This is a genomic window from Paraburkholderia sp. J63, from assembly GCF_905220245.1.
Taxonomy (GTDB): domain Bacteria; phylum Pseudomonadota; class Gammaproteobacteria; order Burkholderiales; family Burkholderiaceae; genus Paraburkholderia.
The window spans coordinates 244,443-263,111 of the sequence record NZ_CAJMZF010000002.1 but is presented as its reverse complement, the minus strand read 5'-3'; the positions used below and the strand labels follow the sequence as shown (position 1 = coordinate 263,111).

The 18,669-nt window shown below is 64.9% G+C and carries 12 protein-coding genes and 1 pseudogene; 9 read left to right on the top strand and 4 right to left on the bottom strand.

Annotated features, from left to right (window positions below; translation table 11 throughout):
• Nucleotides 1–9,012, bottom strand: a complete 9,012-nt coding sequence (locus tag U5775_RS03490; RefSeq protein ID WP_322056718.1) for a hemagglutinin repeat-containing protein — start codon at nt 9,010–9,012, stop codon at nt 1–3.
• Nucleotides 8,924–9,154: a hypothetical protein gene (locus U5775_RS03485; RefSeq protein ID WP_322056717.1), complete on the bottom strand. Its 231-nt coding sequence runs from the start codon at nt 9,152–9,154 to the stop codon at nt 8,924–8,926. Before U5775_RS03485 ends, U5775_RS03490 begins: the two co-directional genes overlap by 89 nt.
• 384 nt (nt 9,155–9,538) lie before the next feature.
• Here U5775_RS03485 and U5775_RS03480 point away from each other — a divergent pair, with 384 nt between their 5' ends.
• Both U5775_RS03480 and U5775_RS03475 read left to right on the top strand, forming a co-directional pair.
• Nucleotides 9,539–9,805 (top strand): nucleotidyltransferase family protein, encoded by a 267-nt coding sequence (locus U5775_RS03480; protein WP_322056716.1) that lies wholly within the window; start codon nt 9,539–9,541, stop codon nt 9,803–9,805.
• Nucleotides 9,802–10,152, top strand: a pseudogene (locus tag U5775_RS03475) (DUF86 domain-containing protein). Before U5775_RS03480 ends, U5775_RS03475 begins: the two are co-directional and overlap by 4 nt.
• An 81-nt stretch (nt 10,153–10,233) precedes the next feature.
• On the opposite strand, the gene U5775_RS03470 reads toward U5775_RS03475, so the two are convergent.
• The gene (locus U5775_RS03470; RefSeq protein WP_322056715.1) at nt 10,234–11,046 is read right to left on the bottom strand and encodes a hypothetical protein; all 813 of its coding nucleotides are present in this window, start codon (nt 11,044–11,046) and stop codon (nt 10,234–10,236) included.
• A gap of 207 nt (nt 11,047–11,253) precedes the next feature.
• Between U5775_RS03470 and map the strand changes: the two genes are divergently transcribed.
• The 6 genes from map (at nt 11,254) to U5775_RS03440 (ending at nt 15,606) form a co-directional block, all read left to right on the top strand.
• Nucleotides 11,254–12,039, top strand: a complete 786-nt coding sequence (gene map, locus U5775_RS03465) for a type I methionyl aminopeptidase (RefSeq protein WP_322056714.1) — start codon at nt 11,254–11,256, stop codon at nt 12,037–12,039.
• A 153-nt stretch (nt 12,040–12,192) separates the two neighbouring features.
• A complete protein-coding gene (locus U5775_RS03460) occupies nt 12,193–12,729 on the top strand; it encodes a GNAT family N-acetyltransferase (protein WP_322056713.1) in 537 nt (178 codons plus the stop codon).
• Nucleotides 12,730–12,909: 180 nt separating this feature from the next.
• Nucleotides 12,910–13,866 (top strand): septum site-determining protein MinC, encoded by a 957-nt coding sequence (minC, locus tag U5775_RS03455; protein ID WP_322056712.1) that lies wholly within the window; start codon nt 12,910–12,912, stop codon nt 13,864–13,866.
• An 83-nt stretch (nt 13,867–13,949) separates the two neighbouring features.
• Nucleotides 13,950–14,765: a septum site-determining protein MinD gene (gene minD, locus U5775_RS03450; RefSeq protein WP_322056711.1), complete on the top strand. Its 816-nt coding sequence runs from the start codon at nt 13,950–13,952 to the stop codon at nt 14,763–14,765.
• Nucleotides 14,766–14,779: 14 nt separating this feature from the next.
• A complete protein-coding gene (gene minE, locus U5775_RS03445; RefSeq protein ID WP_322056710.1) occupies nt 14,780–15,034 on the top strand; it encodes a cell division topological specificity factor MinE in 255 nt (84 codons plus the stop codon).
• Nucleotides 15,035–15,291: 257 nt separating this feature from the next.
• Nucleotides 15,292–15,606, top strand: coding sequence for a YXWGXW repeat-containing protein (locus tag U5775_RS03440; protein WP_322056709.1), 315 nt, complete (start codon nt 15,292–15,294; stop codon nt 15,604–15,606).
• Between the two features lie 199 nt (nt 15,607–15,805).
• Here U5775_RS03440 and U5775_RS03435 read toward each other — a convergent pair whose 3' ends face one another.
• A complete protein-coding gene (locus tag U5775_RS03435; protein ID WP_322056708.1) occupies nt 15,806–17,272 on the bottom strand; it encodes a chloride channel protein in 1,467 nt (488 codons plus the stop codon).
• A 239-nt stretch (nt 17,273–17,511) separates the two neighbouring features.
• Here U5775_RS03435 and waaC point away from each other — a divergent pair, with 239 nt between their 5' ends.
• Nucleotides 17,512–18,519, top strand: coding sequence for a lipopolysaccharide heptosyltransferase I (gene waaC, locus U5775_RS03430; RefSeq protein ID WP_322056707.1), 1,008 nt, complete (start codon nt 17,512–17,514; stop codon nt 18,517–18,519).
• The last annotated feature ends 150 nt before the right edge of the window (nt 18,520–18,669 follow it).

The following is an 18,669-nucleotide window of genomic DNA, read 5'->3' as shown; positions in this document are numbered from 1 at the left end:
TCACTTCTTCTCCTGTTGTTTCGATGCGTTGGATATTGCATTTTGCGCTGGCCCCGCCAGAACCTGATTTATTTGGTTGACGAAGTTGCCCATAGGTCCGGGCATCATCCCCGTCATCACTGTACCAAGCGCGTTTGAAACAATTCCAACCCCAGCAGAAAGGTCAGGACTTCCAGAGTTCGTCACAGCCGTCGCACCGAAATTGCCTGCTCCCGCTACCGCCGCGTTATACCCCGCAACGAAAATCTTGCCACCAGTCCCGGCTTTTTCGCCAAGCACCCCTAGCGGCAGTAGGAGCGACGAGGTGGCAGCCGTGATGCCGCCAACAGTCAACGACTTGCCAACGTTTGGCGTATCGCCGGATAGGCCGAAGGCGTAGCTAATAGCATCGCCAGAGTAGTCATACACCGTGCCTAACCCCCACGCAGCAGCCGTCACGGGTGCGACGGCTCCGAGCGCTGTCAGGCCAACTGCCGCACCGACAGCCATACCAACTTGGGGATGTGCCTCATGGCCGGGCAGCGCCTTTTGTTCAGGCGACAGAGAATGATCGGCATTGCCGTAGAGGAACGGATTGTTGTACTCGGCAGGAGTCGCCCGGAACATGTCGCCCGCGTTCTGGCTGATGAACGCCGTAGCGTACTTACCGCCATCTGGCGCCGGTCCTGCGCTCGCGGCTGCATCGACCAACCGATAGCCACTTGCCAGCAACAACTGTTGCGCCTGGTCTGCCGTGATTGCCTGGCCGGTCTGGTCCTGGTAGAACTGCGCGAACTTGCTCGCGTTGACCTTGGCCCATTGGCGTTCGTCAGCGTGGAGTTGCCGGTTGTACCGGTCCACGTCAGAGCTGGAGAATGCGCCCGCGCCGCCCGCAGCCGTACCCGCACCGGTCGCGATGACGTTCGCCACAATGTTTCCGAGCGCCTGGTTCACGTTCGCGTCGCCGGTCGGGTTCGAGCCGGCAATCGAATTGCTCAGTTCGTTCAGCGAGCCCGCCATCTTCGAACCAATCGCTGCGCCCGCCGCGCCTTCGACCGCACTGGCCGCACCGCCGCCCAGGCCGGCCACGAGTGCCGCGCCTGCGGCCTGCATCGCTGCGCGCTTGCTTCCGCCTTCCGCCCATTCCGGGTCGCCTGTCGCTTTCTCCTGCGCGTTTGCGTAGTCACCGATGCGCTGCGCGACCGCCTGGCCCGCCGCCTGCGCTGCATTCATCCGGTCGGCCTGCTGGTTCAGCAGCGCATTCACATCGGGTAGCTTCGACACCGTGCCGTTCGTGTCCGTCGTGTCGCGGCTCAGGCCCGCCACGTCCTGCGTCTGGTGCGTCGGGTCCGTGACCGTGACCGTGATTGTGCCGGCGCTGACCGCGCTGCGCGTCGTCGCATCCGACGAGCCGCTGTCGTTCTCCGGCAGCATCGGCGAGACGCCGCCCGTGTTGCTGCCCGAAGCGGGGCCGACCGACTTGCCGCTGCTGGCGATGCCTACGCCCGCGCTGATGCCGTTGCTACTGGCGTCGTACTCCGAGTGATTCGCGATATCGGAGTAGGTCAGCGTGCCCGTCGTCAGGCTGTTCTTCGACGCGTCTGCCGTGCTCGTGATGACTGCGCCGTTCAGGCCCGTGTTGCCCTTGACACTGATGTCGAACCCGCCATCGCCCGCGTTGATACCCGCCTGCTCGTTCACGCCCGCGTATTGCCCGTCCGCGTGGCCGTTCTGCGCCGTGAAGCTCGCGCCGCCGCCACCCTGGCTGATGGTGAACCCGCCGCCCGCGCTGCTCTGGTGCGCCGCGCTCGTGGTCGTGTCCTGCACGCTCACGACGTTCAGGTTGCCGCCCACGTCGGCCGCAATCTGCCGGCCGTTGACCTGCGAACCGATGATGTTCGTGTCGCCGCCCGATACCACCGTCACGCTGTTTGTACCATTGACGTGGGAGGCGTTCTGGACCGCCGCGTCGCTGTTAGCGTTGCCGTGCGCGTTCGCCATCGAGGCGGATATGCCGAACCCGCCGCCGACCGTGTATTGCACGCCCACGCTTGCGCTGCTGGAACTGTTCGAACTGCGCGTCGAATCCGTGTCGGTGGTGTTGATGATGTTGACCTGGTTCTTTGCCGCGAGCACGACATCGTTCGCGTTCACATTCGAGCCGGCAATCGTCAGGTTGCCCGAGCCAGGCGTGCCGTTGCCCGTCGCCACGAACGCCGCCGTGCCGCCTGCCTGCACGTTCGAACCCTGCTGCGTGGCCTGGTTCTCGCTGAAGTCGCTTTGACTATGACCGGAACCGATGCTGACCTGTACGCCAATGTCGGGCTTGCCCGTGCCGTTCACAGCGCCCGCCACCGCGCTCCCCGCAGTGTAGGCGTCGTTCGCCGCCGCGATGCCGTGCAGTGCCGCTGCGCGGCTGTCGCCGTTGCCGGACGAGTTTTTAATCCCCTGGGATTCCGAATACGCATTGTTGATCGCATCGCCGAGCGATCCCGCCAGGCCGATGGTGAGGCCGCTGCTGCTCGTCTTCTGGCTCTGGGTGGTATGGCTCGTGTCGGTGGCCGCGTCGATGATGACGTTCGCCCCCGTGCCCGTGATGTTCTTGCCGGCCACGAGGTTACTGTCGGTCACATGCAGGTCGCCGCCTGCGGCCACATTCAGGTTGCCGTTGATCGAGCCGACCGTGCTCGCGTTGTTCGTCACGGTCGAGGTCTGCCCGGTGTCTTCGGTCGACTGGCGGCCGATACTCACGCTCAGGCCGCTTGTGCCGATGCCCGAGTGGGTCTGGTGGTAGTAGCTTTCCTGCGTGGCCGTATCCTGCGAGGTCGTGATGGTGACGTTGTTCGCCGCGGCAAGGTTGACATCGTTCGTCGCCGCGATGGTGCTGCCCTGGACCGTCAGGTTCCTGCCGGACTCGACATTGACCGTATCGCCCGCGACCGTGCTGCCGACCGACACGTTGGCCTGCGTGTTCTGCATCGTGTTCGTGGTCGTGCTGCTGACGAAGCTGCCGCGCTTCGACTCGACCGCTGAATAGTTGTCGTGTTCTTCATGCGCTTCGTTGATATTGACGTCGCCGGTTGCGGCTATGTTCGCCGCACCTGTCGCGGCCGTGAGGGACGAACCGGTCAGCGCCACATTGCCCTTGCTGGCATCGCCGCTCACCGCCGCGAGCGTCGCATTGCCCCCCGCGCTGAAGGCCGTACCGACTGCCTGCTCGTTGTAGCTGTGATCGACCTCGCTGCGTGAGGGGCCGTCCGTTGCCACGTTGTCGAGCTTCGCCGTGTTCGTGACGGTCGTCGCCGTGAGGTTGCCGCCCGCGGCCACCGTCAGGTCGCTGCCGGCCGCCACCTTCGCGCCCGCGAACGTCATGTCGTTGCCGCTCTGCACCCCGAGACTGCCGCCCGCCGTGATGGCGCTCGTTTCGTTCGTCGTGCTGCTGGCTTCCCGGTGATGCTGGTCGTTCTTCGTCACGGACTGGGCGATATCCGACTGCACCGCATCGACATTGATATCGTGCCCCGCCGTGACCGACGCATTGCCGCCCGCCGTGATGTTCGCGCCATGAACGGTCAGGTCATTGCCGGCCGCGACGATCATCTCGCCCGTCGACGTAATGGCACCTTGCGCGCCGATGAGGGTCTGGCTGATCCTGCTGTCGCTGGTCGATGACGTTGCCGCGACCGTGTCGACCAGGGTCGTGTTGACGATGTTGTTGCCGGCGAGGACTGCAACCCGGTTGCCCCCGATGCGGCCCGAGGCGTTCACGATATCGTTCGATGCCGACAGGACGGTCGTGCCGTCGTCGGTGCTGCTGCCGATGGCGCTACCGCGATTGACGATGTTCGTCGCGGTAATCACGGTCTGCGTGCCGCCCTTGATGACGCCCGAATTCGTCGTGTTGCCCGTCGCGTGAATCTCGACATCGTCGGCCGTAATCAGCGCGCCAGTCGGTTGCAGGTCGTTCGCATGTGCGTGCGCGAGATAGACGACAGGGGCGAGCACGGTTTGCGTCGAACCGTCCGGCAGCGTGACGGTCTGGTTGACCATCCAGACGATATCGCTCGTCAGCGCGTCCATCTGCGCCGCCGTGAGGGCAAGTCCCGGCTGAAGGTTGAAATCCTTCGCGACGTTCACGCCGTTGTCCATCAGCGCGCGATATTCGTCGAGGTTGTTCGAATAGCCTTGCAGTGTCACACGGCCGGTCAGTTGCGTAATCTGGTTGCGCACGAGTTGCATTTCGTAGAGCCCGTCGCCGAGGCGCTTTTCGATGTCCTGCGGGTTCAGGCCGAGCTGCTGGAGCATGTAGTCGCTCGAAATGAAACTGGCGTAGCTGGTCAGCTTGGGGTCCGTGACGACGAGATACGACGCGCCCGGTGCGGTGTTGAAGGTGTACAGGCCGCTCGACGGCAACGTGATGTTCAGCGAGCCGGTCGGCCCCGCGACCGACTGCGGCGCATCGATGGTTTCGGTCTGGCCCGTGGCGAGGTTCACGGTCTGTCCGCTGCCGCCCGTGATGCCGCCCGCCGTGCCGTTCGCCCCGAGCGTGCCGCCCGTCGCGCCCGTGGCCGAGTTCGCCGCCGCGACGTTCGTGTTGTTCACGTCGGTCCCGCTGATGCTGACCAGGTTGTTCGCGATGATCGTGCCGCCCGTGCCACCAATCGCGACCGGCGCAAGGATGATCGACGGTTCCGTGACCGTGCCGCGGTCGCGGCTGATGTCCTCGTTCCACGCGTAGGTCGAGACGATATCCTGCCACTGGTACTGGTACAGGGTCTGCCCGACGTTGTTCACGAGCGTACCGCCGTAATTCCCGCTCGCCACGTCGCCGTCCGCCGTGCTGCTGCCGATCTGGATGGCGTTGCCCGCGCCGATGGCGCTGTATTCGTTGTTGATCGTGCCGACGTTGGCGAGCACGATGTTGCCGCCCGCCATGATCTGCGCCTGCTGCGCCAGCGGCCCGACGATCTGGTCCTGCTGCGTGGTAGTGGTGGTGTCGCGCGCGACTTCGACGCGCTGATAGCCGTTGTGCGCCTGGTTGTCACTCGGATATTCGGTGGCCGGGTCGTAGTTGACGTGCGGGTCGTAGTCGTCCCAGTAGCTGACGGTAATCGTGCCGTTGCTGTTCGTCGTGAGGGTGTTGTAGTAGATCGCCTCCTGCTGGCCGTTTACGCTCACGATCAGCACGCGGTCGGTGGCATTCGGCCCGACGCCTTCCGTGAGAATCTGGTCCGTCGAAAACGTCGCGTTGAGCGGGTTCCTGTACGGGCCGTTATAGACCGCGGCAGTACATGACGTGTGCTCGTCACCGCCCGTCGTCGTACAGGGCATGTACTTGTCGCGCTTGGTCTGGTGGACCATATCCACGTCGGTCGTCACGGTCTCGACCGTGGGTGCGGGGCGCGTGTTCGTGACCGTCTGCGCGGCAATCTGGATGTCGCCCTGGGCTTCGATGGTCGACTGGTCGTTCGTCACCGAGTTCGCGCGGTTCACGAGCACGCCGTTGGCGTCGCGCGTGCCGTCCGCGGCGATGTTGATGTCGCCAAGGCTGAACATCGTCGCGCCGCCCGTGTTCGAGATATCGCCCGCAGAGTAGAGGTTCAGGGTCGAGGCGGCGGCGAGTGCCGCCGCCGCGCCCGTGTTGGTAATCGAACCGGCGTTCAGCGTGACCGTGTTGCCGACTATCGTTGCGATGTTCGCGAGTGATGCGCTGTTCGTCGTGACGGTGTCGCCCTCGATGCGGCCCGCGTTCGCGATGGCGCCCTGGGCGTTGACCGTCGTATTGGTCGAATTGATGTCCGCGCCGGCCTGGTTGTCGACGCTGGCGGCGTTGATGGTCAGCGCGTTGACCGCGCCGAGTACCCCCTGATTCGTGAATGCGCCCGTCGTCGTGAACGTGAGGTCGTGGTTCGCCTGGATAAGGTTGATGCCGTCGAGCGTGAAGTCGTCGAGGAACGTGACCGTGCCATCGTTGCCCGCGATGATCCGGCCATCGCCGGTCAGGGTGTTCGCCGTGACGTTCAGGTTCTGGTCGCTGCCGATTGCGCCGGCCTGGTTCGCGAGTGTGCCGGTCTGGATCGCGATGGAGCCGCCGCTGCCGGTGTCGTTGCCGATGCGCCCGCTGGCGTTGTCGACCGAGGCCGTGTCGAGCGTGACCGCGCCATTGCCATGCACCGAGCCGCCCACGTTGACGAACGCGGCATTCGGGCCGTTCAGCGTCAGGTTGTTCGCGCCCGAGAGCGTCGCGTTCGTGTTGTCGGCGAGCTGGCCGATATTCAGCGTCAGGTCATGACCCGACAGCGTCTGCGCGCCGCTGGTGTTCGACAGCGTCTGCGTGTTCACGGTCACGTCGCCGTTGCCGCCTATCGTGCCCGCGCCCGCGACGCCGCCCGCGTTGCTGTTGACGATGCTGGCGGCCGTAATGTTGGTCGCGCCCGTCCCCGTGTTTGCGACGCGGCCATCGGCATTGTCCAGCGAGGCGCCCGAGACATCGAGCGTTGACGCCGCGCCGTCCGATTCGATCTGGCCGCCTTCGTTGACCACTGCCCCGGCGGCCGTGACCTTCGCGCCCGTGCCCTGGATGAGGCCCGCGCGGTTGTTGACCCCGTCGCCCGACGCGACCGCCGCCGCGCCGCCCGCCGTGATGGTCCCGTTTTCGTTGTCGACGTTGCCGCCCGAAACCGAGACATCGCCATTGCCGCCAATCAGGCCGTTGTTCGTGTTCGAAACCGCGCCGTTCGCCGAGACGTTCGTCGCCCCCTTGCCACCGTTCGCAATCGAGCCGCCATCGTTTTTCACGGAGTCAGCCGAGAGTTCGAGCGAGTCGTCGGCCTGGATCGTGCCGTCCGAGTTGTCGGCCGCGCCCGCGTCCGTAATGGCGACGGTCTTCGCGCCGATATAGCCGCCCGCGCTGTTGTCGAGCGATGCAAGGCTGAACGTCGCGCCGGTCTGTGCGGCAAACGTGCCGCCCTGGTTCGAGGTCGCGCCCGCGTGAACGTCGAGTTTGCCATTCGTCGCAATCGAGCCGTGATTGTTCGACAGGTTGCCCGTATTGATCGAAAGCACTCCGGTGCCCGAGGTCGCAATTTTCCCGTTGTCGTTCAGCAGCGCGGCAGGGCCGAGCGCGAGACTGTTGGCATTGGTCTGGATCGAACCGTTCGTGTCGTCGAGCGTGCCGGTCACGTCGAGCGTCGTCGCGCCGGTCCCGGTTTGCGTTACGCTGCCGCCACGATTAAGGAAGTCCGTCGCGTGCAGCGTGAACTGGTCGGCGGTCGCCGTCGCGCAGCTGTTGTTGAACGTTGCGGCCGAGAGCGTCAGCGCACGGCCCGCGGCGAACTGGTTCGTGTTCGTCAGCGCGGAACCAGCCGAGAGCGACATGTCTGCGTTTGCCGCGAACTTGCCGCTGTTGAACAGGGTCTGCACCGCCGTCGCAATCAGGCTCTGGACCGCCGTGATGGAACCGGCGTTCGCGATCTGGCCGGCCTGCAATCCGACGCTGCCATTGCCGCCGATGCTGCCGCCCGCGCCGTTGTTGAGTAGCCCGGTCGTCGTCAGGTTGACGCCGGCCGTGCCGAGCGAGGCGATACGGCCGGCCGAGTTTTCGAGCGAACCGGACGCCGACGAGAGCGCGCCGCTCGCCTGCATCGTGCCGCCCGAGTTGTCCGTCGCGCCCGCGACGGCTTCGGTCAGCTTGCCGCCCGACACCATCTGGCCGGCGCGATTCGACAGCGCGCCCGCCGTGATGGTCTGGTCGCTGTCCGAGGACATTGCGCCGTTGTCGTTGTTCAGCGTGCCACTGACGCGCGCGTCCAGCGTGCCGCCTGCGGTCGTCGTCGCGCCGGACAGGTTCAGGTCGCCACCGTTCGCCGCGAGCGTCATGGCGCCGTTCGCAGATGTGCTGCTGCCCGCGAGATTCACCGATGTACCGCTGATACTCGCATTGCCGCCCGCCGCGTTGCGGCCCGTGGCCGCGACAGCGCCCGACGCGCTCACGGTCAGGTCGCCGGACTGCGCGATTGAGCCGTCGCCGTTCACGCCGGCCGCGAGCGTGCCAGTCGAACTCACCGAACCGGCGTTCACGCTCGTGTTCTGTTGCGCCCCCACCAGACCGCTGTTGTTCAGCGCGCCGCTTGTGCTCAGGCTGACGTTCTGCTGCGCGTAGGTCGTGCCGCTACTGTCGATGCCGTCGCGCGCCGACATGGTGATATTGCCGCTGGCGTTCGCCTGACTGGCGAGTACCAGCTTGCCCTGCGTGGTCAACACGAGGTCGCCGGCACTTGCGGCAACAACGCCCTTGAGGGAGACCCCGACGCCTGCTTCCGAGCCCACGAGATAGACGCGATTGGCGTACATACCGCCCAGGCTGCTCACGTCGATGGAGACCCCCGGCGCGGGACCGTCGCCTGCAATCGGCGTGGCGTTCAGCGTGTCGTGGTCGATACTGTTCGCGCCCGTGATGACGTTCAGGTTCTTCCCGGCGTAGATAGCCGCATTTGCCTGTACTGCGCGTGCAAGCAGATCAACCTGATCGACGTTTGATGCGTTCAGGCCCGCGCCGCTGACCACGATGTTGCCGCTCGTGACGTTGAAGCCCGAAAGAGACCCGTCCGGTGCAAAGTTCGGCGTCCCGGTTGTCAGAATGGCCCGACTCGTATTGATGAACCCGCCGCCTGCAATGGCGATGCCTCCAGGGGAGGCGAGCACAACTTCAGCCCGGCTGCCCGCGACCTCCAGGCTACCCGCTAGTTGGGCCGGACTCTGGCTGTTGACCTGGTTGACGATGATCTTCGCGGACTGGCCCGGTGCAAGGTTCGGGTTGCCGTTAATCATCCCGGCCTGTTGCGTCTGGACTATCGAACTCGAATTGTTCAGAATCGCGCCCCGTGCTGGCACGTTGAATCCGGTGTAGGTGTTGACAGAAACGCCTGACCCACCTGCAGGGCGATTAACGTTGACCTGATCCAGACCATTCTGTGTCTGGATGACGTTCGGCGCGTGTGCGCCGCCCGCGACGATCTGCGCGAACGTCAGCATGGGGACGAGCGCCAGCAGCGCAGCGGGGAGAAGACGGGACAACCAGGCGGATTGGTCCCGGCGACGCCGATGTGCGTCCCGCAGCGCGTGTCTCTCCCGCTTTGCCTGTTGCCGTTGCCGTTTCCTCGACGGCGACGAGCATGTTGCGCGCGTGGCTGTAGACCAACCGGAAGCAACGATTCATCGACCCGACCCCGCAGTAAGTAATCCGGCGATTTTTGCGTGGGGGTCGAGAAAGATGCGTCAAACATTGTCAAGATTTTGAAAGATTGAGATTTGTCCGATGAAAGCCATTCAAGGCGCATAATGTGTGTTGCTCGCATCCAACATCGGCGAAAAAAAAGCCCGCATTGCACGGGAAAAATAGCCTGCTCGACCTTGTAGAGGCTTCGTTATGCTGGAGCCAATGTGCGACGGCGCACTGCGTATTCACGACGAGAGACGGTCTTGATTGCCTCCGTGCTGCACGACACTGGCTGGATCACGGCGCTGTTCGGCCAGGTAATCACAGATTGTTGTGCTCGATATGAAGCGAAGCGCAGTGCGCGAGGCGGCGCGCCGCTATCGGGCCGCGAATCCGCGCGTCTTCGGTTCGGTCGTGCATGGCACCGACCGGGACGGCAGCGACCTCGATCTGCTGGTCGATGCGTTGCCCGGTGCGACGCTATTTGACCTGGGTGGCCTGCAAGACGAATTGGAAGCGCTGCTGGACCTTCATGTCGACCTGCAGACTCTGGTAGATTTGCCGGCGAAGTTCAGAGCCAAAGTGCTTGCGGAGGCGCAGCCCGTATGACTGGGAGCCGATTGCCCGATTACCTCGACCACATGCGGCAGGCTGCAGGGACGCGTGTGGCTTTGTGACGGGCATGGAAAAAGCGAGTTCCTTGAGGACAAGCGCACGCAGCAGGCCGTCATCATGAGTCTTGTCATCATCGGCGAAGCGGCTACGAAGGTGATGGATGGCCACGCCGATTTCGCCGACGCGCATCCCGACGTGCCTTGGCGCAGTATGCGCGGCATGCGCAATCGGATCGCCGATATCAATCTCGATGTCGGGTGGGAAACCGTGCAACCGCGTTGCCGGAGTTGCTGAAACATTTGCACGCCCTGTGCGAGGGCGGGGAACAGCCGGGGCAGTGAGGACCGGCCACCACTGCATCGATTCGGCGTAGCGGCGCACGAATCCGCTCATCCGGACGTTCGGCCCGGCTGTTACCGGCATTATTTCCCCGTATGCCCACGCCGCTCCAGCGAGCGCAGGAACGTACCCGAAATCGCCGAGCTGCCGTGGTGCACGATCTTTTCGTCGATGAGCGCCCACACCGACATGCCCGCCGCGCGCACGCGCTGGCAGAACGACAGATCCTCCGAGAGATAAACGCCTTTTTCGCCGACAGTGTCGAAAAAGGCGTAGAAGCGGCCATCGGGCAGGTAGGGCGCATATTGCGAGGGCGGCCGGTAGAGCTGCGTGACCGGCACGAGCGCCTCGAGCGCATCGCGCCGGATCAGGAAGATGCCCGTGCCGATGTGGTTGACCTCGACCCAGCCGTTGCTGACCGAGCTGTTGCCTTTCTCGTCGGCGCGGATCGACGTGTTGTAGTCCACGGTTTTTTCCTGCCATTCGCGCAGGCTGAGGCCCACATCGTCGCTCGTGATCTTCTTTTCTTCGTCGAAGAACCGGTACGGGCACGCGATGCCCGCCACCGGCTTGTCGCCGGCGATGAGGCGCGGAACCGCTTCGCGCGAGAAGTCCATGTCCGTGTCGAGGAACAGGACATGCGTGAACTGTGGATGGCTCAGGAAATAATTCGCGAAGAAATTGCGCGCGCGGATGATGTGCGATGAAGCCGTGTGGATGTACTCGAAGCGCACGCCGCGCTCCTTGAGGGTCTCCAGCAGGCGGCCCAGCGCCATCGCGAAGTCGAAATGCACCGAATTGTTGTAGGTGGGCAGCGCGATCAGGATGTTGAGATGCGCGTTCGACGGCGCGCCGGAGGAGGCGCTCGCCGTGGGAGCGGGGCTAGGCTGGGTCATGGACTGGCGTTCTGCTCATGTCGTTGTAAGATAATTCTCATTTTTGAGGGTGGCTTGTGCGCGGACAATCGGACGTATCCGAATCGTCGCTGGCCGGAGGGCGCCGACGCCCCGGTACAATGCTCCCTTCGATGCGGCTCCTTTGAATTCGCGGCGAGGCGCCTCGCGCGCCGTCGCGCTCACTATCGTTCACAGATTCGTTCACAGATGGCTATCACCTACAAATCCGCCGACGACCTCGCGCGTCTGCGCATTTCCGGCCGGCTCGCCGCCGACGTGCTCGCCATGATCGGCGAACACGTCAAGCCGGGCGTCTCCACCGACGATCTCGATGCGATCTGCAACGACTATATCGTCAACACGCTCAAGGCGGTGCCGGCCAACGTCGGCTACCTCGGCTTCCCGAAGACGATCTGCACCTCGGTCAACTCGGTGGTCTGCCACGGCATTCCGAACCGCAACGAGGTCCTCAAGGATGGCGACATCATCAACATCGACGTGGCCGTGATCAAGGACGGCTATTTCGGGGACACGAGCCGCATGTACACCGTGGGCAACGCGAGCACGGTCGGGCGCCAACTCATCGACACGACTTACGAGGCGATGCTCGCCGGCATTCGCGAGGTGAAGCCCGGCGCCACGCTCGGCGACGTGGGCCACGCGATCCAGCGGCGCGCCCAGGCCGAGGGTTTCTCGATCGTGCGCGAGTATTGCGGCCACGGCATCGGCAAGGTCTATCACGAGGAGCCGCAGGTGCTGCACTACGGCCAGCCGGGGCAGGGCGTGCGCCTGAAACCGGGCATGGTCTTCACGATCGAGCCGATGGTGAACGCGGGCCGCGCCGGCACGGCAGTGCAGCGCGACGGCTGGACCGTGGTGACGAAGGACCGCTCGCTCTCCGCGCAATGGGAGCACATGGTCGCGGTCACCGACGACGGCTACGAACTCCTCACTCCCTGGCCGGACGGCACGGGCGCCTACGAGGCTCCGTGAGGGCCGCGGTGCGTCTGGGTGTGCGGCCCCTCGGTCGGGCTGTCAAGCCCGTGTGTGTGGCGTTTGCGGGGCAATTTTGTTAAATAAGGATTTGACTCTCCGGCCAGTTCGGTTAAAGCTACGCGTTAATGCTTTATTGGGGTTTACGACTGCATGAGTCCGTCACTGACCGTTCGCCGTATCGCCGCCGATCAGGGTGCCGTGCTCCGCGAGCTTCGAACCGCCTCGCTACGCGACGCGCCTTACGCGTTCGGCGACTCGCTCGAAGATGCGCTGTCTGCCGATGCAGCCGTTTTCGACGCCGCGGCTGCGCGTCACGCCGACTCGCATACCGCCACCTCGTTCATCCTCTACACCGAGGGTCATCCGGCCGGCCTGATCGGCGCGAACTTCGAGAGCGCGCCGGCGCGCCGGGCGTTCGTGTTCGCGCTGTGGGTGGCGCCGGCGGTGCGGCATCTGCGCGGTGGCGAGTTGCTCGTCAATGCCGCCATCGAGTGGCTCGTGAGCGAAGGCGCGGCGCAGGTCTACGCCTGGGTGACCGATAACAACATCACCGCCATGCGCTTTTATGAGCGGCTCGGGTTCGTCGCCACCGGCGATCATGCGCGCAGCACGCAAACGCCCGAACAGTGGGAGACGCTCCTCGTGCGGGACGTCGCGCTCGTGCACAAGAGCATGTCGGCCCAGTAACGGAGCCCCTGTCCAGCGCCTTTTCCTTGTTTTTACGCCATGACGTGTGCACCGCACGTCATGCGCCGGCAGTCCCCGCCGTCTTGCATCGTTCCCTATGTCGCAGCATTTTGAGCCATTAAAAATAATGGCCTTGCGCGTCGACGCCTGTAAAATACGCAAAATTTTTCGCCGAACGCCATGTCGCCCAGGAAATCGCCATATTTTGAACTGAAGAGCGGTTCAGTCGATACGCTTCTGTTCGTGGTCAAAACGACTGAACTCGATGCGATGCGCGCCGAGCTCACCCGGCGTTTCGAGGCGACGCCGGAATTCTTCGCCAACGATACGGTGGCCATCGACGTGCGGCGCCTCGCCGAGGGCGAGCAAGTGCCGCTCACCGAGATCGCGCGTCTGCTCGAAAGCGTGCGCATGCGCCCCGTGGGCGTCGTCGCTCAATCCTCGCAGCACGGCTGGGCAGCCGTTGCGGGCCTGCCGTTCCTCGAGGCGCGCGACAAGCGCGTCGCGATCGGTGCAGGCGCCGCGTCCGGCACCGATGTGCCCGCCAACGTTCCGGCCGCCGCGCAAGAGACTCGTGCCGATGCCACTGCCAGCGCTGCGAGCGCGGGCGCGCCGTCGCAATCCGCCGATGCCGGCGCAAATTCGGGCGCGAGCGCCAATGCGCAGGCCAACGCGAAGGCTGGCGACGCCGCTGTAGCGGCCGCCGGTGCTTCCGCCGTGCAGCCTGAGCTGTTCCCGCAGGACGCCGCGGAGATAGACAGCGCCGATGCGGGCCTCGCCGCGCCGCGTACGACGAGCACGGAGCCGACGCTCGTGATCGACCGGCCGCTGCGCTCGGGCCAGCGCATCTACGCGAAGGGCGACCTCGTCGTGCTCGGCATGGTGTCCAACGGGGCGGAAGTGATCGCCGAAGGCAACATCCATATTTACGCGCCGTTGCGCGGCCGCGCGCTCGCGGGCGTGCACGGCAACCACGACGCACGTATTTTCTGCACGAGCCTCGAGGCGGAACTCATTTCGATTGCGGGCATCTACCGTACCGCTGAAGTTCCACTCGCCGCAGAGGTGAAGGGCAAGCCGGCGCAAATCCGGCTCGACGAAGAAAGACTCTTGATCGAACCGTTGAGGCTCACCTGAGCGGCCGCTCGAGCGTGGCAACACGCGGGCGAGCGGCACGCGATGAGACCAAACCGGGAAACTGACGAACGCAAGGTAAGGGAATGGCAAAAATCATTGTGGTGACTTCGGGCAAGGGTGGCGTCGGTAAAACGACCACGAGCGCGAGTTTCGCATCGGGCCTCGCGTTGCGCGGCCACAAGACCGCGGTCATCGATTTCGACGTCGGCCTGCGCAATCTCGACCTCATCATGGGTTGCGAGCGCCGCGTCGTGTACGACCTGATCAACGTGATCCAGGGCGAGGCGAACCTCAATCAGGCGCTCATCAAGGACAAGAAGTGCGAGAACCTGTTCATCCTGCCGGCCTCGCAAACGCGCGACAAGGACGCGCTCACGAAGGAAGGCGTGGAGAAGGTGATCGAAGACCTGCGCAAGATGGACTTCGAATACATCATCTGCGATTCGCCGGCCGGCATCGAATCGGGCGCGCTGCTCGCGATGCACTTCGCCGATGAAGCGCTCATCGTGACGAACCCGGAAGTGTCCTCCGTGCGCGACTCGGACCGCATTCTCGGCATGCTGTCGTCGAAGACCAGGCGTGCGATCGAAGGCAAGGATCCGATCAAGGAGCACCTGCTCATCACGCGCTACAACCCCAAGCGCGTGAGCGAAGGCGAAATGCTCTCGCTTTCGGACATTTCGGAGATCCTGCGCATCGAGCTGATCGGCGTGATCCCGGAATCGGAAGCGGTGCTGCACGCATCGAACCAGGGCCTGCCCGCAGTTCATCTCGACGGCACCGATGTCGCCGAGTCGTACAAAGACGTGGTGTCGCGCTTTCTCGGCGAAGACAAAACGCTTCGTTTCACCGATTACCAGAAGCCGGGGCTCCTGCAGCGCCTGTTCGGTAGCAAGTAAGGGAGGCGCACGTCATGTCGTTTCTTTCGTTTTTTCTCGGCGAGAAGAAGAAGTCCGCCTCGGTAGCGAAGGAACGCCTGCAGCTCATCATCGCTCACGAGCGTGCAGGCGGTCATCCGCCCGCCGATTATCTGCCGGCCCTGCAACGCGAGCTGGTCGCAGTGATCTCGAAGTACATCAAGATCTCCGACGACGACATTCGCGTGAGCCTCGAGCGCCAGGATGACCTCGAAGTGCTCGAGGTCAAGATCGAGATTCCGCAGGCTTGATGAACTCGGTGCGCGCGGCGCCGTTGGGTACCGCGCTCATCTCGATATTCTTGCCGCAACGCCATCGCCTTGCGCATGCGCGCACGGCCGGGCGTTTGCGCGCCGCTTTCCTCATCGCTTCCCCGTCGCCTTCCGCGCCGAAATATTCGGTTTCACTTCGCCCCTCCCGGTAACAACGCCGTTGTCAGCGCAGACGCGTGCTCGCGCATTGATCGGGTAACGCCACTTTCGGCGTCCAACTCGAAGGGGAGATTTAAATGAACCACTCCATCCGCCTGCTCGTGGCCAAGGCCGCCATTGTCGTCGCGGGCGCGTGCGCGGTCGCTGCGCCGGCATTCGCGGAAATCGTCGTGGTCGCGCCGAGCGCGCCGCCGCCCGAGCGCGTCGAAGTCGTGCCGGCGCCGCGTGTCGGCTATGTGTGGGACAAGGGCCACTGGCGCTGGGATCACGGCCGCTACGTGTGGGTCGCGGGCCACTGGCAGGCCGAGCGTGTCGGCTATCACTGGGTGCCGGGCCACTGGGTCGCGCACGGCCCGAACTGGCGCTGGATCGAAGGTCACTGGGCCGCTTGAGTTCGACGCGCTAACTGAAAACATCATGAGCAAAAAACTGCTTGCCGCCGCGGCGCTCGCGATCATGCTGGCCGGTTGCGTCGTCGTGCCGGCGCGGCCGATGTATGTGCGGCCCGCTCCCGTCGTGATCTATTGACGACACCCGGACGACACCCCCACGTCACGCGCCGCTGCGCGGCGTGGCCAGGCCCGGCGCACGTCAGCGGTTCGAGGTTTCGTCCGCTGCCGTGTGGCCGGGCTTGTCGTTTTCGGGTGCGGCTTCGACGGCCTCCCGCATTGACGTTTGGGCATCGGCCGCGAGGCTGGCGTCGTTTGCCGCTCGAGGCGCTTGCGCGTGCGCGGCGGGCGCTGCGCTTGCCGCCGCCATGGCCGGCTGCGCGTAGCGCAGCGAGAGCGTTTCGTAGAGCGGTGGCGCAAAGATGTGCGAGACGCGGCTCGCGATCAGCGCGGTGGCCATCAGCGAGATCACGAGCGCGTGGCCGTCGATCATCTCCATGACGATCACGAACGAGGTGATCGGCGCTTGGGTGACCGCCGCGAGATAGCCGACCATCGCGAGCGCGATCAGCATCGGTAACTGCATGTTGCTGAAGAGCATGTGCAGCACGTTGCCGAAACCGGCGCCGATCGACAGCGAAGGGGCGAAGATGCCGCCCGGAATGCCGGGCAGATAGGAGCCGACCATCGAGGCCATCTTGAGGAACGGATACGCGATCGACAGATGCTCGCGCGAGTCGAGCAGGCCGCGCGCTTCGGCATAGCCGCTGCCGAACGTCGTGCCGCCCGAGACGAGGCCGATCAGCGCAATGGCGAGCCCGCACAGGGCGGCGAACGCGATGGGGCGCTCGGCATGGAGCCGGCGTAGCCGCTCGGGAAGCCAGCGCTGCGTGTTGAGCAATAGCCACGCGAAAATGCCGCCCGCGATGCCGGTGACGAGCGCGGTGATGACGACGGCCACGGCGAGCAGATCGGGGAAGTGCGCGCCGATCTGGATCGTGCCGAAGTACGTGTAGTTGCCGTTCAGGCCCAGCGCGATCACGCCGGCGATGATGATCGAGGTGATGACCACGCCGCTTGCGCGCGCCTCGAAGCTGCGCGTGAGCTCTTCGATGGCGAACACGATGCCCGCGAGCGGCGTGTTGAACGCCGCGGACAGTCCCGCGGCCGCGCCCGCGAGCACGAGCTTGCGCTCGATGAGCGCGTTCGAGCGCGGGTAGAAGCGGCGCATGTTGAACATCAGCGCCGCGCCCACTTGCACCGTGGGTCCTTCGCGGCCGATTGTGAAGCCGCCGAGAATGCCGAGAAACGAGACGACGATCTTGCCCGCGAGAATGTGCAGCGTGAGCAGGCGCGTCCCCGTTTCGCCGGTTCGCGTGTGCAGCGTGGCGATCACCTGCGGAATGCCGCTGCCTTCGGCGCCGCGAAAGAACGTGCGGGTCAGCCACACGGCGGCCGCGGCAACGGCAGGCGTGACGATGAGTGGGAGCCAGGCATGCTCATGCTGTACGCGCAGAAAGGCGTTGTAGCCCCAGTCGATGAGCCGCGCGTAAAACACGGCGACGAGGCCGACCGCGATCGCACCGAGCCACAGCACGCCGTACTGTCGCCACAGACGTCGCGCGCGCCGCACGAGGAGCGAAAGGAGGTCCGGATTGACGGTGCGCATGGATCTATTCGGGGCGCAAAGCGTTCATTGTAGTGGCGCGAACGGCGTTGTCGGGCTTGGCGAGGCGCTGAATCGGACTTCGCGGAGTCGGCCGTCGGGGATCGGATCGCCTGAAGAAGGGCGCAATGAATCGCGGCCGGGCGCGCAGATTTGTCTGCTGAGCCGCTCCCCGCTCCGTTAGAATCTCGGGAAAAATTCAGGCAAATCAAGGAAATCGGGCCTCGCAGGTCCGCAGCACAATGAAACGAGTTTTGATTGTCAAAGTGACCTCGCTCGGCGATATCGTCGAGGCGCTTCCGGTCGTGGCCGACGTCCAGCGCGCATTCCCCGGCGTGAAGGTCGACTGGGCCTCCGACGAGTCGTTCGCCGACATCGTGCGCTGGAACGCCGGCGTCGATCGCGTGCTCTGCGCACCGCTGCGCCGCTTCAAGAAGGCGCGCCGCTGGAGCGACTTCAAGGCGATCTGGGCCTCCATCTCGGAGCTGCGCGCCGAGCGCTACGACGCGATCGTCGATATCCACGGCGTCTACAAGAGCGCGATCATCGCGTTTCTCGCGCGCGGGCGGCGCCGCTTCGGCTATCTCGCGCAGGATCTCGGCGAGCGCGGGGCGGCCTTCGCCTACAACGGCCGTTTCGGTCCGCGCCCGAAGTGCGATGCGTGGCTGGGCATGCGCATCAGCACGGGTGAGGCGCTCGGCTACAAGGTCGATACGCCGCCCGACTTCCAGATGCGCATTCCGCGCGACGGCACGGCGCTGCCCGCGCCCGACGCGCCCACGGCGCTGATCTTCCACGCGACCTCGAAGGAAGAGAAGAAGTGGCCCGTCGCGCATTGGGGCGAGCTGTGCCACGCGCTCATCGCGCGCGGCCTGCGCATCGAGTTGCCGTGGGGCTCCGACGCCGAGCACGCCACGGCGCTCGAGATCGCCGCGCTCGTGCCCGGCGCGACGGTGCTGCCGCGCCTCACCGTTTCGCAAGTCGCGCAGCGCATCGAAGACTGCGCGCTCGTGGTCGGCACCGACACCGGCTTCGTGCATCTCGGCCACGCGCTGCTCAAGCCGACCGTGATGATCTTCGTCGCGACCGACGCGGAGCATCTTGGCGTGCGCGCGCCCAATCGCTCGATTTCGGTCGGCGATGGCCATCACGTGCCGCCCGTTGCGGTCGCACTCGATGCCGTCGATCGCGTCTATCCCGCGCGCGATGGTGGCGGTGCCGCGAAGGGTCCGCTCGCCACCGCAGCCTGAAGCCGAGCATTTCGCGCGGTTTTGCGGTGTCACTCCCCATTACATAGTTGTTAAAAGTGTCGCCGTTGCCTGGTGCCCGGCGCTCTGACAGCGCGTGGGCCTGCGAGAGGTTGCGCGGGCTGTAACACTAGCCACACCGCTGCTTACAAA

What these genes read in the sequence shown, in the direction of transcription:
- U5775_RS03490 (WP_322056718.1), bottom strand. Translation starts at nt 9,012, where the DNA reads ATGCTGACGTTCGCGCAGATCGTCGCGGGCGGCGCACACGCGCCGAAC.
- U5775_RS03485 (WP_322056717.1), bottom strand. Translation starts at nt 9,154, where the DNA reads ATGCTCGTCGCCGTCGAGGAAACGGCAACGGCAACAGGCAAAGCGGGA.
- U5775_RS03480 (WP_322056716.1), top strand. Translation starts at nt 9,539, where the DNA reads ATGAAGCGAAGCGCAGTGCGCGAGGCGGCGCGCCGCTATCGGGCCGCG.
- U5775_RS03470 (WP_322056715.1), bottom strand. Translation starts at nt 11,046, where the DNA reads ATGACCCAGCCTAGCCCCGCTCCCACGGCGAGCGCCTCCTCCGGCGCG.
- map (WP_322056714.1), top strand. Translation starts at nt 11,254, where the DNA reads ATGGCTATCACCTACAAATCCGCCGACGACCTCGCGCGTCTGCGCATT.
- U5775_RS03460 (WP_322056713.1), top strand. Translation starts at nt 12,193, where the DNA reads ATGAGTCCGTCACTGACCGTTCGCCGTATCGCCGCCGATCAGGGTGCC.
- minC (WP_322056712.1), top strand. Translation starts at nt 12,910, where the DNA reads ATGTCGCCCAGGAAATCGCCATATTTTGAACTGAAGAGCGGTTCAGTC.
- minD (WP_322056711.1), top strand. Translation starts at nt 13,950, where the DNA reads ATGGCAAAAATCATTGTGGTGACTTCGGGCAAGGGTGGCGTCGGTAAA.
- minE (WP_322056710.1), top strand. Translation starts at nt 14,780, where the DNA reads ATGTCGTTTCTTTCGTTTTTTCTCGGCGAGAAGAAGAAGTCCGCCTCG.
- U5775_RS03440 (WP_322056709.1), top strand. Translation starts at nt 15,292, where the DNA reads ATGAACCACTCCATCCGCCTGCTCGTGGCCAAGGCCGCCATTGTCGTC.
- U5775_RS03435 (WP_322056708.1), bottom strand. Translation starts at nt 17,272, where the DNA reads ATGCGCACCGTCAATCCGGACCTCCTTTCGCTCCTCGTGCGGCGCGCG.
- waaC (WP_322056707.1), top strand. Translation starts at nt 17,512, where the DNA reads ATGAAACGAGTTTTGATTGTCAAAGTGACCTCGCTCGGCGATATCGTC.